Consider the following 14,258-nt stretch of genomic DNA (forward strand, 5'->3'; position numbering starts at 1 on the left):
GCGGCTCACGCCGCTCCCACAGGAAGCGMSCGTGTCGCTGCGCCGCGGCGCGCCCAACCAGCGCACGGCAAGCCCGCTTCGCTTTGGCGCCCGCCCTGCGGTTCGCGCTTTGGGGKAGGAGCGGCGTAAGCCGCGACCGCGTCGCGGCCGAAGGTTTCGCGGTCGCGGCTTACGCCGCTCCTACAGGAAGCAGCGGGGTCGCCGCGCGAATCAGCGCAGGGCGCGCGCTTCAGTCGGCACGGTCGTGCGCTGTCAGCCGCGCAGCTTCGCCGCGGCGCGTGCCAGGGCTTCGATCTGCGCCCAATCGCCGGCCTTCACGGCGGCCGCCGGACACACCCAGGAACCGCCGACGCAGGGCACGTTGGCCAAGGCCAGGTAGTGCGGGGCGTTGTCGGGTCCGATGCCGCCGGTGGCGCAGAAGCGCAGCTCCGGCAGCGGGCCGCCGATGCCGCGCAACGCGTTCACGCCGCCGATCGATTCGGCCGGGAAGAACTTTAGGTAGCGGTAGCCGTGGTCGGCCAGGGTCATCGCTTCCGACGCGGTCGCCGCGCCGGGCAGCCAGGGCAGGTCGGTGGAGGCCGCCGCGGAGATCAGGGCCGCGCTCGCGCCCGGCGACACCGCGAAGGTCGCACCGGCTTTCTGCGCGGCGGCGAAGTCGGCCGGCCGCCGCACGCTGCCGACGCCGACCCGGGCGCCCTCGACTTCGTTGGCGATCGCGCGCACCGCGTCCAGGGCGACCGGCGTGCGCAAGGTCACCTCGATCGCAGGCAAGCCGCCGGCGACCAGCGCGCGCGCCAGCGGCACCGCGTGGTCGAGTTCGTCGATCACCAGCACCGGCACCACCGCCGCCAGCGCCAGCACGGCGGCGATGCGTTCCTGCAGATCGTGGATCGAATTCATCGCTGGCTCCGTGAAAATCAGAAAATCGTTGCGGGGTGCAGCTGCTACTGAGTACGGCTGTTGCTGAGTGCAGCTTTCGCGAAGTGCGGCCATCGCGGATGCCGCCGTCGCGCGGACCGCGTCGGGGCTACGGCAACACGCGACACGCTCGCTTGCCGCTCAGGCTAGCCGCCATCGCCGTCCGCGCTCAAGCGCGCGCGGCGACTTCGTCGATGTGCTTGAGCAGGTCGGCCGGGTCCTCGTAGACCCGGAACGCGCCGGCGCGCTCGAGCTCTTCCTGACCGTAGCCGCCCGAGAGCAGGCCCACGCCCAAAGCGCGCGCACGCCGCGCGGCCAGCAGATCCCAGATGCTGTCGCCGACCACGATCGAATGCTCGATGTCCGCGCCGAGCTTGTCGGCCGCGGCCAGGAACAGATCGGGGTCGGGCTTGGCATGACGGACCATGTCGCGGGTGATCACCGGCACTTTGTCCGGATCCACGCCGAGCGCGAGCAGATTGTGGCGCGCCGTCTCCATGCGTCCGCTGGTCGCGATCGACCACGGAATATCGTTGTCGCTGAGGTAGGCCAGCAGCTCGATCGAACCCGGCAGCGGTCGGATCTGCGCGGCCTGCGCGGCGTAGGCCTGTGCGTGCAGACGGTGCAGGCGCTCGACCCGCTCCGGGGTGATGTCGATACCGGTCTCGCGCAGCAGGATGTTGGTGAACAGCCCGCCGCTCATGCCGATCTTGCGGTGAATGCGCCACACCGACAGCGGGATGCCGTCGGCGTCCAGCGCCTGCTTCCAGGCCAGCACGTGCTGATAGACGCTGTCGACCAGGGTGCCGTCGAGGTCGAACAGGAAAGCGGTGCGGACGGGGGCAGGCATGTTGCGCTCCAGGTGCGGCGGTACGGATGGAAGGTGTTTCTATGGTCGCCCGGCTTCAGTTGCGTCGGGTTCTCTGCCGTCATTCCCGCGAAGGGAATGACGGCCGCAAGCGCGAGCGAACGCGAGTCGCGGTATCGACGATCAAAGCGGCGTCGGCGCGAACACGCCCGCGCCCCGATCGGCCGGCGCAGCATAGTCGCGGAAGGCGGCGAACAGTTCGCGGCCCAAGCCGACGTGGTGGGTGGACAGGTCGACCACCGCGTCGGCGCGCTGGGTCCAGTCGTCGTCGGTCCGCAGGCTCAAGGTGCCGGCGACCGCATCCACGCGGATCACGTCGCCGTCGCGCAGTTTCGCCAGCGGCCCGCCGCAGGCGGCTTCCGGGGTGACGTGGATCGCGGCGGGCACCTGGCCCGACGCGCCGGACATGCGGCCGTCGGTGACCAAGGCGACGCGGTGGCCGCGCTTCTGCAGCACGGTGAGGGTGGGCGTGAGCTGGTGCAGTTCCGGCATGCCGTTGGCGCGCGGGCCCTGGAAGCGCACCACCACGACCACGTCGCGGTCGAGTTCGCCGCGCTCGAAGGCCTGCTTGACCTCGTGCTGCTCGGCGAACACGCGGCACGGCGCTTCGACGACCCAGCGGTCCTCGGGCACCGCGGAGACCTTGATCGCGGCGGTGCCGAGTTCGCCGACCAGTACGCGCAGGCCGCCGTCGGCGCGAAACGGCTCGGCGACCGGACGCACTACGGAGGGGTCGCCGCTGCGTCCGGTCGCCGGCACGTAGGCGATGCGCCCATCGCCTTCGAGCCTCGCTTCGACGCGGTAACGGTCCAGGCCGGGGCCGGCCACCGTTTCCACATCGCCATGCAGCAAACCAGCGTCGAGCAGCTCGCCTATCAGGAACGCCAGACCGCCGGCGGCGTGAAAGTGGTTCACGTCGGCGCTGCCGTTCGGGTACACGCGCGCCAGCAGCGGGATCGCCGAGGACAGCGCATCGAAATCCTCCAGCCGCAGTTCGATGCCGGCCGCGGCCGCGATCGCGATCAGGTGCAGCAGGTGATTGGTCGAGCCGCCGGTCGCGTGCAAGCCGATCACGCCGTTGACGATGGCGCGCTCGTCGACGATGCGGCCGATCGGGCGGTAGTCCTCGCCCAGCGCGGTGATCTGCGCCGCGCGCCGCGCGGCCTGCGCGGTCAGCGCGTCGCGCAGCGGGGTGTTGGGATGGACGAAGCTGGAGCCGGGCAGGTGCAGGCCCATCAGTTCCATCAGCATCTGGTTGGAGTTGGCGGTGCCGTAGAAAGTGCAGGTGCCCGGGCCGTGGTAGCTGCGCGCCTCGGCTTCCAGCAGTTCGTCGCGGGTCGCCTCGCCGGTGGCGTAGCGCTGGCGCACGCGCGACTTCTCGTCGTTGGGCAGGCCCGAGGTCATCGGCCCGGCCGGCACGAAGATGCCCGGCAGGTGGCCGAAGTGCAGCGCGCCGATCAGCAGGCCCGGCACGATCTTGTCGCACACGCCCAGGTACAGCGCGGCGTCGAACATGTCGTGCGACAGCGCGATCGCGGTCGACATCGCGATCACATCGCGCGAGAACAGCGACAGCTCCATGCCTTCGCGGCCCTGGGTGACGCCGTCGCACATCGCCGGCACGCCGCCGGCGACCTGTGCGGTCGCGCCGGCTTCGCGCGCGGCGGCCTTGAGCAATTCGGGGAAACGCTCCAGCGGCTGGTGCGCCGAGAGCATGTCGTTGTACGAGTTCACGATGCCCAGGTTGGGCGCGTGGCCCGAACGCAGCGCCTGCTTGTCGCCGCTGGCGCAGGCGGCGAAACCGTGGGCGAGGTTGCCGCAGGACAGGCGCCGGCGCTGCGGTCCGCTGCCCTGGGCGGCGTCGATGCGCGCCAGGTAGGCGGCGCGGCGGGCGCGGCTGCGTTCGACGATGGCTTGGGTGACTTGCGCGACTACGGGATGCAATGAGGTATTCACGGGGACTCGTTGGCTGCTAGGCGCTGGCGATGGAGGTCCGGATCGGTGCGCCGGCCGGCATAGGGCGACAGCGCGCCGCGGGCGGGAGGGGACGAATCCGCGGCGACGCTGTCTGTGGGGTCCGCAGCGATCACGGACTCCAGTACAGGGTCGGCGGCGAGGGCGCGCCCGCCAGCACCGAACGGATCGGCAACGCGCAACGCGGATCGCGCTGCGCGACGTCGAGCACGGCGCGCTTCTTCGCGCCCTCGATATGCAGGTATAGCGCCGGCGCGGTGAAGATCGCGCTCAGGGTCAGGCTCATGCGCGGCTCGGGCATGGCCGCGGTGCGCACTGCGATCACCGGAGCTCGGCCGCGCGGCTGCAGACCGATCTCGCGCAGCGCCGGATTGTCGCTGCCCAGGTCGGGAAACAGCGAGGCGACATGGCCGTCGTCGCCCATGCCCAACACCGCCACGTCCAGCGGCAGGCCTTCGTTGGCGATCTTGGTCAGCACCGGCATCAGCGCCGCTTCCGGGGTTTCGGTCGGGCGGTACATCGGCAGCAGGCGCGCGGCGGCGGCGTTGTGCTGCAGCAAGTGGTCGCGCAACAGCTTCTCGTTGGAACGCGGATGCTCGGGCGGCAGCCAGCGCTCATCGATGGGCAGCACGGTCACCCGCGCCCAATCCAGGGTCTGCGTCGCCAGGGCCGCGAAGAAGCGCTTGGGCGTGTTGCCGCCGGACAGCGCGATGCAGGCCTCGCCGTGGCGCGCGAGCGCGCCGCGCAGGTCGGCCGCGACTTGCTTGGCCAGGGCCTGCGCCAGTTGTTCGGCGTCGTCGAACGAGCGCTCGTGCAGGGGCAGCGGCAGCGGTTCGATCACGGTCAAGCGCTCAGCCTGCATCTTCATGCCAGGTCCTCCCGTCGCGTTCGATCAGGGCGACTGCGGCGCTGGGGCCCCAGCTGCCGGCGGTGTAGGGACGCGCCGCCTCGGCGCCCGCGGCCCAGGCGGCGCGGATCGGATCGATCCACTTCCAGGCCGCGTCGACTTCGTCGCGGCGCATGAACAGCATCGGGTTGCCGCGCACCACGTCCATCAGCAGGCGTTCGTAGGCGTCGGCCTGACGGCCGCCGAAAGCTGCGGCGAAGCTCATGTCCAAGGGCACGTGGCGCAGACGCAGACCGCCGGGGCCGGGCACCTTGTTCATCAGCCACAGCTTCACGCCCTCGTCGGGCTGCAGACGCAGCACCAGTTTGTTCGGCGCCAGGCGGCTGGACGGGTCCTGCTCGGTCAACTCTTCGAAGATCGAATGCGGCACCTGGCGGAAGGTCACCACGATCTCCGATACGCGCTCAGCCAGACGCTTGCCGGTGCGCAGGTAAAACGGCACCCCGGCCCAGCGCCAGTTCTTCACTTCGGCCTTGAGCGCGACGAAGGTTTCGGTATGCGACTGCGCACCCAGTTCCTGCGCATAGCCCGGCACCGCGCGGCCGTCGACCGCGCCGGCCTTGTACTGGCCGCGCACGGTGTACTGGGCGGCATTGCCGTTCTCGATCGGGCGCAGCGCGCGCAGCACCTTGAGTTTCTCGTCGCGGATCGCGTCGGCGGCCAGCGAGGACGGCGGCTCCATCGCGACCAGGCACAGCAGCTGCAGCAGATGGTTCTGGACCATGTCGCGCAGCGCGCCGGATTTGTCGTAATACGGTGCGCGCGATTCCACGCCGACCGTTTCGGCCACCGTGATCTGGACGTGGTCGATGTGCTCGGCCTTCCACAGCGGTTCGAACAGGGCATTGCCGAAGCGCAGCGCGGTCAGGTTCTGCACCGTCTCCTTGCCCAGGTAATGGTCGATGCGGAAGATCTGGGTTTCGGCGAATACCCGGCCGAGCGCGTCGTTGATGGCGTCGGCGCTGACGCCGTCCTTGCCCAGCGGCTTCTCCACCACCACCCGCGTCTTCGGCCCGACCAGGCCGTGCGACTGCAGGCGGTCGCCGACGATGCCGAACAGGTCCGGCCCGACCGCGAGGTAGAACACCCGCACCCGCTCGTCGCCGGCGAACTCGGCCGCGAACTCCGGCCAGGCCGCGTCCGAGCTCAGGTCCAGGCGCCGGTACAGCAGCAGCGACAGGAAACCGTCGATCGCGTCGGACTCGCGCGCATCGAGATTGGCGAACTTGGCCAGGGCCTCGCGGACCCGGCCGCGGTAGTCGTCGTCGCTCTGGCTGTCGCGCGCGATCGCGACGATCCGGGTGCCGGCGACGATCTGGCCGTCGGCGTAACGGTGGAACAGCGCCGGCAGCAACTTGCGCAGAGCCAGGTCGCCGGTGCCGCCGAAGATCACCAGGTCGAACGGGGCCAGCGGCGCGGAATGCGGCGCCTGGGACGGGGACGGCACGGAATACACGCTCATGGACGGGCTCGGACTGGTATGGGCAAAACCATACCAGGAAAGATACCAGTGAGATACCAGTTACGCAAATACACGCGAAATCAACCGTTTATATGGCTGCGCCGTACCTCAGTTGTCGCTAGTGGTCTGAAACTGGTATCTTTTAGGCATGGAGCCCTACCTCGTCAGCGAGTTCCGCCGTCAGGCCCAGGCGCGTCGCGCGCCGGCCTACCAGCACCTGCGCCGGACCCTGCAGCACGCGATCGAGAACGGCGAGCTCACCGCCGGCCAGGCCCTGCCCGGCGAACGCGAACTGGGCAAGCTGCTGGACCTGTCGCGGGTCACCGTGCGCAAAGCCATCGCCGGCCTGGTCGCCGACGGCCTGCTGGTGCAGCGCCAGGGCGCCGGCACCTTCGTCGCCGAGCGCATCGTCAAATCCTTCTCGCGCCTGACCAGCTTCACCGACGACCTGCGCGCGCGCGGGCTGGACCCGCGCTCGACCTTCCTGGAACGCGGCGTCGGCGAAGTCACGCCCGAGGAGGCGATGGCGCTGAACCTGTCGCCGGGCGCGTCGGTGATCCGCTACTACCGCCTGCGCACCGCCGACGGCGTGGCCCTGGCGCTGGAGCGCACCGTGGTGCCGCTGGCGGTGCTGCCGGACCCGGCCCTGGTCGAAAACTCGCTCTACGAAGCCTTCGCCAAGCTCGGCATCCGCCCCGCGCGCGCGCTGCAGCGGCTGCGCGCGATCGCTTTCGACGCCGAACAAGCGCGCCTGATGGGCCTGCCCGAAGGCGCGCCGGGGCTGTTCATCGAGCGCCGCACCTTCCTCGACGACGGCCGCGTCGTCGAGTTCACCCGATCCTTCTATCGCGGCGATGCCTACGACTTCGTCGCCGAACTGCAGAGCGAAACCACGCCGTGAGCACACAGACCCTGCTGGAACCGACGAGCACGCGCATGTACGCCGAGGCGCAGGAAGCCGGCGACGCGGTCGCGCGCCAGTTCGCCGCCAATGCCGATGCCGTCGACGACCTCACCGAACATCTGCGCAACCGGCCGCCGCGCTTTATCGTCACCTGCGCGCGCGGCAGCTCCGACCACGCCGCGACCTACGGCAAGTACCTGTTCGAAACCCAACTGGGCCTGGTCACCGCTTCGGCTTCGCCGTCGGTGGGCTCGGTTTACGCGATCCGGCCCCAGCTTCAGGACGCGCTGTTCGTGACGATCTCGCAGTCGGGCAAGAGCCCGGACCTGATCCGCAACGCCGAGATCGCCAAGGCCGCCGGCGCGCACGTGGTCGCCCTGGTCAACGTGCTCGACTCGCCGCTGGCCAAGACCGCCGACACCGTGCTCGGCCTGCACGCCGGCCCGGAAACCAGCGTCGCGGCAACCAAGAGCTACCTGTGCTCGCTGGCCGCGCTGCTGCAGCTGACCGCGCGCTGGAGCAACGATGCCGCGCTGTTCAACGCCGTGCACTCGCTGCCCGACGCGCTGCGCCAGGCCTTCGCGCAGGACTGGTCGGCGCTGGTCGAAGGCCTGGTCGATGCGCGCAACCTGTTCGTGGTCGGACGCGGGCTGGGTCTGGGCGCGGCCCAGGAAGCCGCGCTCAAGTTCAAGGAAACCTGCGGCCTGCACGCTGAGGCCTTCAGCAGCGCCGAGGTCAAGCACGGGCCGATGGCGATCGTCGGCCCGGGCTTCCCGGTGCTGGCCTTCGCCCAGGACGACGGCACCGGCGACGGCACGGTCGCGGTGGCCGAGGAATTCCGTGCGCGCGGCGCGCCGGTGTGGCTGGCCGCGCCGGGCCGCACCGGGCCGGGCACCCTGCCGATGCCGGCCTCGCTGCATCCGGCGATGACGCCGCTGCTGACCGTGGCCAGTTTCTACAAGGCCGTGAATGCGCTGTCGGTGGCGCGCGGCCACAATCCGGATCTGCCGCCGCACCTGAACAAGGTCACCGAGACGGTCTGATGTCCGCGTCCGCCACCACCGCCGCCAGCGCCTTCGTCAACGGCCGCGTGCTCAGCGAGCGCGGTTTCGAGTCCGACCTGTGCGTGATCGTCGAAGACGGCCACATCGTCGCCGTGGTCCCGGGCGTCGCGCCGGCGGGCGCGCAGGTCGTCGATCTGCAGGGCCGTTACCTGGTCCCCGGCTTCATCGACACCCAGGTCAACGGCGGCGGCGACGTATTGTTCAACGACGCGCCTACGGTCGAGGGCTTGCGCCGGATCGCCGAAGCGCATCGCAGGTTCGGCACCACCGGCCTGATGCCGACCCTGATCAGCGACGACGTCGCGGTGATGCTGCGCGCGATCGAGGCGGTGCGTGCAGCGATCGCGCAAGGCGTACCCGGCATCCTGGGCATCCATCTCGAAGGCCCTTACCTGGCCAGCGCGCGCAAGGGCGTGCACAACCCCGACAAGTTCCACACCCCGGACGCGGACGAACTCGACCGCATCGCATCGCTGGGCGTCGGCAAGACCATGCTCACCCTGGCGCCGGAACGCTTCGACAATGCGACCCTGCAGGCCCTGGCCGCACGCGGCGTGCTGGTCTGCGCCGGCCACACCGCCGCCGACTACCTGCGCTTGCGCGAGGCCTTCGCCCACGGCGTGCGCGGCGTGACCCACCTGTTCAACGCGATGACGCCGATGGGCAGCCGCGAACCCGGCGGCGTCGGCGCGGCGATCGAGGACCCGGACAGCTGGTGCGGCGTGATCGTCGACGGCGAGCACGTGCACGACGCCTCACTGCGCATCGCCATCGCCGCCAAGCCGCGCGGCAAGATCATGCTGGTCACCGACGCGATGCCGCCGGTCGGCGGCGAACGCGAAGACTTCGTGCTCTACGGCCAGACCATGACCTGCCGCGACGGCAAGTGCAGCACCGCCGAAGGCACTTTGGCCGGTTCGGCGCTGGACATGGCCGGCGCGGTGCGCAACACCGTGCGGCGCCTGGGCCTGCCGTTGGACGAAGCCTGCCGCATGGCGTCGACCTACCCGGCCGAGTTCCTGGGGCTGGGGCACGAACTGGGCCGGATCGCACCGGGCTATCGCGCGGACCTGGTGGTGCTGGACGAAGCGCTGCAGGTCGCCGGCACCTGGATCGGCGGCAAGCCTTGACGCCTTTGTAGGGTGTGGTGAGCAAAGCGAACCGCACCATCGCGCTGCGCCGCCGCCCGTCGCCCCCTCCAAAGCACGTCCGCGCAATCTCAAGCACTCCGCGAACCCGAATACGATGCGGTTCGCTGCGCTCAGCGCATCCTACGGCGACTGGGTAGTTTTCCGGCACCAGGAACCAGACCCGCGCGCGTACGCGATCGCCGGTCTCCACATGCGGCACATCGAGAAACTCGTGGGTAGCGGAGGTGCAGATATCCGCGGTGATGGCGTACAGCGGCCGATAGCCTGAAAAGACCCGCTTGACCTGGCCGGCCCGGGTGAGCGCGGTCAGTTCGAACAGCACCGTGGCGTGAGCGGGAACAAGCGGACGACTCATGCGCTCGGCCGCTGCGTGGCCGTACTTTCGACGGGAGCCAATTCCGAAGCCTTCACGTCCGCTAGCCAGCGGGCGCGTCCACCGTCGGCTACGCCTTCAACGATGAACATCGGCTCGTGCGCCGGCAGTATCGGGTAAACGTGAACGACCACGCCGATGTCGCCCATCGCCGGCGGACGGCCGTCGCCGAAGCTTCCGTCCACGCGCTCGACAGGAATCGGGGCGACAATGCGAACCAGGGCGTGCTCCGCAATCCTCATGGCAGCGCACTCATGCCCGCTCTCCCGATCTCGCCGTCAATCGCGCGATCGCCGAGATCCCCGCCTCCATGCGCAGGCGTGCCGACGGATTTGCCGAGTGCACCGCGATCGCTGGCGGGTGGAAACCGCCCAGCGCCACCGCTTCCTCGATCCAGGCGATCACGTCGTAGCCGGTGCCGCGGGCGTCGTCGCCGAGATCGTGATCCAGACTGAGTTCGGTCACTGTGCCCTGGCGCAGCAGGGCGATCGCCTCGTCGGGCCAATAGACCCGTACCCAGCCGTCGGGGGTGGTCCGTTCGTCGTCGAGATATACGCGCATGGCCGCGACCTTAGCCGCTGCCCGGCGCGAACGCGACCGCCCGTGCGTAACCGGTTCCAGCGGCGTTGCCGTCCACGCGGGAAGTGCCTGGGAGCCCATACGGTGGCGGCCGGTATGCCGCATTGGGTCACCTGGAAGCCGATTTGCGCACAAAGGCTATAATTCCGAGTCTTTGCTCGGACCCGGCGGTCGCCGGCTCCCGGCCGGACGTCGCCGTCCTTCCCCCGCCAGCCCACCCGCGGCACCGCCGCGAGAGCCCGCCATGACCAGCACCGCAGAACTCAGCTCGCCCTCGTCGGCGAACACCTCCCTGACCAACAGTGTCCTCGACCCGGACTACGGCCTCGAGCACAAGTACACCCGCCAGGAAGGCCGCATCTACCTGAGCGGCGTGCAGGCCCTGGTGCGCCTGCCGCTGATGCAGCGGCTGCGCGATCAGGCGGCCGGGCTCAACACCGGCGGCTTCATCTCCGGCTACCGCGGCTCGCCGCTGGGCGGTTTCGATCTGGAGCTGTGGCGCGCGCGCAAGCATCTGGAAGCGGCCGGCGTGAAGTTCACCCCCGGCCTCAACGAGGACCTGGGCGCGACCATGGTCTGGGGCACCCAGCAGACCAATCTGTTCCCGGGCGCCAAGGTCGAAGGCGTGTACGGCATGTGGTACGGCAAGGGCCCGGGCGTGGACCGCACCGGCGACGTGTTCAAGCACGCCAACGCCGCCGGCACCGGCACGTACGGCGGCGTGCTGGCGCTGGCCGCCGACGACCACGCCTGCCGCTCCTCGACCCTGCCGCACGGCTCGGAAGGCGAGTTCGTCAGCGCGATGATGCCGATCCTGAACCCGGCCGGCGTGCAGGACATCCTCGACATGGGCCTGATCGGCTGGGCGATGTCGCGTTACACCGGCCGCTGGGTCGGCTTCAAGACCATCGCCGAGACGGTCGAGTCCTCGGCCTCGGTCGACGTCAACCCGCTGGCGCAGCAGATCCTCATCCCCGACGACTTCCAGCTGCCGCCGGGCGGCCTCAACATCCGCTGGCCCGATCCGCCGATGGATCAGGAAATGCGCCTGCACCAGTACGCGGTCAAGGCCGCGCAGGCGTTCGCGCGCGCCAACAAGATCGACCGCATGGTCATCGACTCGCCGAACGCGCGCCTGGGCATCATCACCACCGGCAAGAGCTATCTCGACGTGCTGCAGGCGCTGGAGTATCTGGGCCTGGATGCACGCGCCTGCGCCGACCTGGGCATCCGCGTCTACAAGGTCGGCATGACCTGGCCGCTGGAGCCGGTCGGCCTGCGTGGGTTCGCGCGCGGCCTGCAGGACATCCTGGTGGTCGAGGAGAAGCACGCCTTCATCGAAAGCCAGATGAAGGAGTCGATGTACAATTGGGACGGCGGCCAACGCCCGTCGATCGTCGGCAAGTACGACGAGAACGGCGACTGGATCCTGCCCTCCACCGGCGAACTGACCCCGGCGCGCATCGCCGGCGTGATCGCGCGCCGCATCCAGCGCTTCCACGACAGCGAGCACATGCGCGACGTGCTGCGCTGGATGGAAGAGAAGGAATCCGAGCTGGCCCTGCCGCGCGCCGCGTTCCCGCGCGTGCCGCATTACTGCTCGGGCTGCCCGCACAACACCTCGACCGTGGTGCCGGAAGGCTCGCGCGCGCTCGGCGGCATCGGTTGCCATTACATGGTGACCTGGATGGACCGCAGCACCGACACCTTCACCCACATGGGCGGCGAAGGCGTGACCTGGTCGGGCCAGGCGCAGTTCACCGACACCCCGCACGTGTTCCAGAACCTGGGCGACGGCACCTACTTCCACTCCGGTTCGCTGGCGATCCGCCAGTCGGTCGCCACCGGCGTCAACATCACCTACAAGATCCTCTACAACGATGCGGTCGCGATGACCGGCGGTCAGCCGGTCGACGGCACCCTGTCGGTGCCGCAGATCGCGCACCAGGTCCGTAGCGAAGGCGTGCAGACCATCGTGCTGGTGTCCGACGACCTGGCCAAGTGGAGCAAGCGCGAGATCTTCCCGGGCGAGATGGAGTTCTACGACCGCAAGGAACTCGACGAGGTGCAAAAGCACCTGCGCGAAGTGAAGGGCGTCAGCGTCCTGATCTACGACCAGACCTGCGCCACCGAGAAGCGCCGCCGCCGCAAGCGCGGCAAGATGGTCGACCCGCAGAAGCGGGTGATGGTCAATACCCTGGTCTGCGAAGGCTGCGGCGACTGCGGCAAGAAGTCGTTCTGCGTGTCGGTGCTGCCCAAGGAAACCGAATTCGGCCGCAAGCGCGAGATCGACCAGTCCAACTGCAACAAGGACTACTCCTGCGTCAACGGTTTCTGCCCCAGCTTCGTCACCGTGCACGGCGGCGGCCTGAAGAAGAAGAAAGGCAGCGCCAAGGACCGCCTGGCCGACCTGCCGATGCCGCAGCTACCGGCGCTGGACCAGCCCTGGAACATCCTGATCACCGGCGTCGGCGGCACCGGCGTGGTCACCATCGGCGCGCTGCTGGGCATGGCCGGGCACCTGGAAGGCAAGGGCGCGTCTGTGCTCGACCAGACCGGCCTGGCCCAGAAGGGCGGCGCGGTCACCACCCACATCCGCATCGCCAAGACCCCGCAGGACATCCACGCCGTGCGCATCGCCGCCGGCGAGGCCGACCTGGTGCTGGGCTGCGACATGGTCGTGGTCAACGATTACTGGGCGCTGTCGAAGGTGCGCGCCGGCCGCAGCGCGGTGGTGCTCAACAGCTACGAAGCGATGCCGGGCACGTTCACCACCCGTCCTGACATGCAGTTCCCGGCGACCGACATCATCGCCGCGGTCAAGGTGGCGCTGGGCGGCCAGGACCCGCACGTGGTCGACGCGACCCAGCTGGCGACCGCGCTGATGGGCGACGCGATCGCGACCAACCTGTTCATCCTGGGCTACGCCTGGCAGCGCGGCCTGGTGCCGATCGCGTTCGATGCGCTGATGCGCGCGGTCGAACTCAACGGCGCCGCGATCGACATGAACAAGACCGCCTTCGCCTGGGGCCGCCTGGCGGTGATCGACCCGGCCGCGGTAGCCGAAGCCGCCGGCCTGGTGCGCAACGCGCCCACCCGCGCCGAGGCCACCCCGGGCGACCTGCCGCACCTGGCGCCGGGCGAGTGGGAAGGCAACGAATGGGGTGCGACCTCGGCCCCGCGCGCGACCCGCAACGAAGACGAACTGCGCCACGTGCCGGCCCAGGCCGACAGCGACAACGTCGCCTTCCTGCCGCTGGACGACCTGCGCCTGTCGCGCTCGCTGGACGAGCTGATCTCGCGCCGCGTCGCCTTCCTCACCGACTACCAGGACGCCGCCTACGCCAAGCGTTACTCGGACTTCGTCGCCCAGGTGCGCGCCGCCGAAGCGGCCAGGGCGCCGGGCTCGACCGATCTGGCCGAGGCGGTCGCGCGCTACTTCTTCAAGCTCATGGCCTACAAGGACGAGTACGAAGTCGCGCGCCTGTACACCAGCGGCGAGTTCCAGCGCCGCCTGCAGCAGCAGTTCGACGGCGACTACACGCTCAAGTTCCACCTCGCCCCGCCGCTGCTGGCCAAGAAGGACGCGCAGGGCCGCCTGATCAAGCAGGAGTTCGGTCCCTGGGTGTTCACCGCGTTCAAGTGGATGGCCAAGCTGCGCAAGCTGCGCGGCGGCAAGCTCGACATCTTCGGCTACACCGAGGAGCGCAAGATGGAGCGCCAGCTGATCGCCGACTACGAACGCACCGTCGGCGACCTGCTGGGCACGCTGGACAACGGCAACGCCGGTCTGGCCGCCGAGATCGCTTCGATTCCGGAGCACATCCGCGGCTACGGCCACGTCAAGGAAGCGCACCTGCACAAGGCCAAGGAGCGCGAGGCGGAGCTGATCAAGCAGTACCGCAATCCGCTGCGGATCGTGCAGGCGGCGTAAGCGGCTTCGGCGGTCGCGGTACGAAGAAAGCCTCGCATCCGCGAGGCTTTCTTTTTGGCGCGATGGAACCTTGCGACTAAGCCGGGGTTCGATCGCGGCTTACGCCGCTCCCACAGGAGGTGGT

General features: G+C 69.5%; 11 protein-coding genes. 4 read left to right on the plus strand and 7 right to left on the minus strand.

Annotated elements, in window-relative coordinates; all coding sequences use genetic code 11:
- Positions 1-252 precede the first annotated feature (252 nt).
- From eda to zwf, 5 genes are all read right to left on the minus strand, one after another.
- Positions 253-900: a bifunctional 4-hydroxy-2-oxoglutarate aldolase/2-dehydro-3-deoxy-phosphogluconate aldolase gene (eda, locus tag ASE10_RS07380; RefSeq protein ID WP_055905339.1), complete on the minus strand. Its 648-nt coding sequence runs from the start codon at positions 898-900 to the stop codon at positions 253-255.
- 187 nt (positions 901-1,087) lie between these two features.
- Positions 1,088-1,768, minus strand: coding sequence for an HAD family hydrolase (locus ASE10_RS07385; RefSeq protein WP_055905341.1), 681 nt, complete (start codon positions 1,766-1,768; stop codon positions 1,088-1,090).
- Between the two features lie 141 nt (positions 1,769-1,909).
- The gene (gene edd, locus ASE10_RS07390; protein ID WP_055905344.1) at positions 1,910-3,742 is read right to left on the minus strand and encodes a phosphogluconate dehydratase; all 1,833 of its coding nucleotides are present in this window, start codon (positions 3,740-3,742) and stop codon (positions 1,910-1,912) included.
- 130 nt (positions 3,743-3,872) lie between these two features.
- Positions 3,873-4,628: a 6-phosphogluconolactonase gene (gene pgl / locus ASE10_RS07395; RefSeq protein ID WP_055905347.1), complete on the minus strand. Its 756-nt coding sequence runs from the start codon at positions 4,626-4,628 to the stop codon at positions 3,873-3,875.
- Entirely contained in the window at positions 4,612-6,129 is a 1,518-nt protein-coding gene (zwf, locus tag ASE10_RS07400; RefSeq protein ID WP_055905350.1) for a glucose-6-phosphate dehydrogenase, read from the minus strand. Before zwf ends, pgl begins: the two co-directional genes overlap by 17 nt.
- A gap of 148 nt (positions 6,130-6,277) precedes the next feature.
- Between zwf and ASE10_RS07405 the strand changes: the two genes are divergently transcribed.
- From ASE10_RS07405 to nagA, 3 genes are read left to right on the plus strand one after another with little or no spacing between them, the layout of a single operon-like run.
- Positions 6,278-7,030 (plus strand): GntR family transcriptional regulator, encoded by a 753-nt coding sequence (locus ASE10_RS07405; RefSeq protein WP_055905353.1) that lies wholly within the window; start codon positions 6,278-6,280, stop codon positions 7,028-7,030.
- 35 nt (positions 7,031-7,065) lie between these two features.
- Entirely contained in the window at positions 7,066-8,076 is a 1,011-nt protein-coding gene (locus ASE10_RS07410) for an SIS domain-containing protein (RefSeq protein ID WP_055905806.1), read from the plus strand.
- Positions 8,076-9,227, plus strand: a complete 1,152-nt coding sequence (nagA, locus tag ASE10_RS07415) for an N-acetylglucosamine-6-phosphate deacetylase (RefSeq protein ID WP_055905356.1) — start codon at positions 8,076-8,078, stop codon at positions 9,225-9,227. The genes ASE10_RS07410 and nagA overlap by 1 nt, the downstream gene beginning before the upstream one ends.
- Before the next feature lie 372 nt (positions 9,228-9,599).
- Here the strand turns inward: nagA and ASE10_RS07420 are convergent, their stop codons facing one another.
- Together ASE10_RS07420 and ASE10_RS07425 are read right to left on the minus strand one after the other, a co-directional pair.
- The gene (locus tag ASE10_RS07420; RefSeq protein WP_056306186.1) at positions 9,600-9,863 is read right to left on the minus strand and encodes a hypothetical protein; all 264 of its coding nucleotides are present in this window, start codon (positions 9,861-9,863) and stop codon (positions 9,600-9,602) included.
- Positions 9,864-9,873: 10 nt separating this feature from the next.
- Positions 9,874-10,182 (minus strand): cyclic-phosphate processing receiver domain-containing protein, encoded by a 309-nt coding sequence (locus ASE10_RS07425; RefSeq protein WP_056101282.1) that lies wholly within the window; start codon positions 10,180-10,182, stop codon positions 9,874-9,876.
- 262 nt (positions 10,183-10,444) lie between these two features.
- Between ASE10_RS07425 and ASE10_RS07430 the strand changes: the two genes are divergently transcribed.
- Positions 10,445-14,134: an indolepyruvate ferredoxin oxidoreductase family protein gene (locus ASE10_RS07430; RefSeq protein WP_055905360.1), complete on the plus strand. Its 3,690-nt coding sequence runs from the start codon at positions 10,445-10,447 to the stop codon at positions 14,132-14,134.
- Positions 14,135-14,258 lie beyond the last annotated feature (124 nt).

It is taken from the genome of Lysobacter sp. Root76 (assembly GCF_001428685.1).
GTDB lineage: Bacteria > Pseudomonadota > Gammaproteobacteria > Xanthomonadales > Xanthomonadaceae > Lysobacter.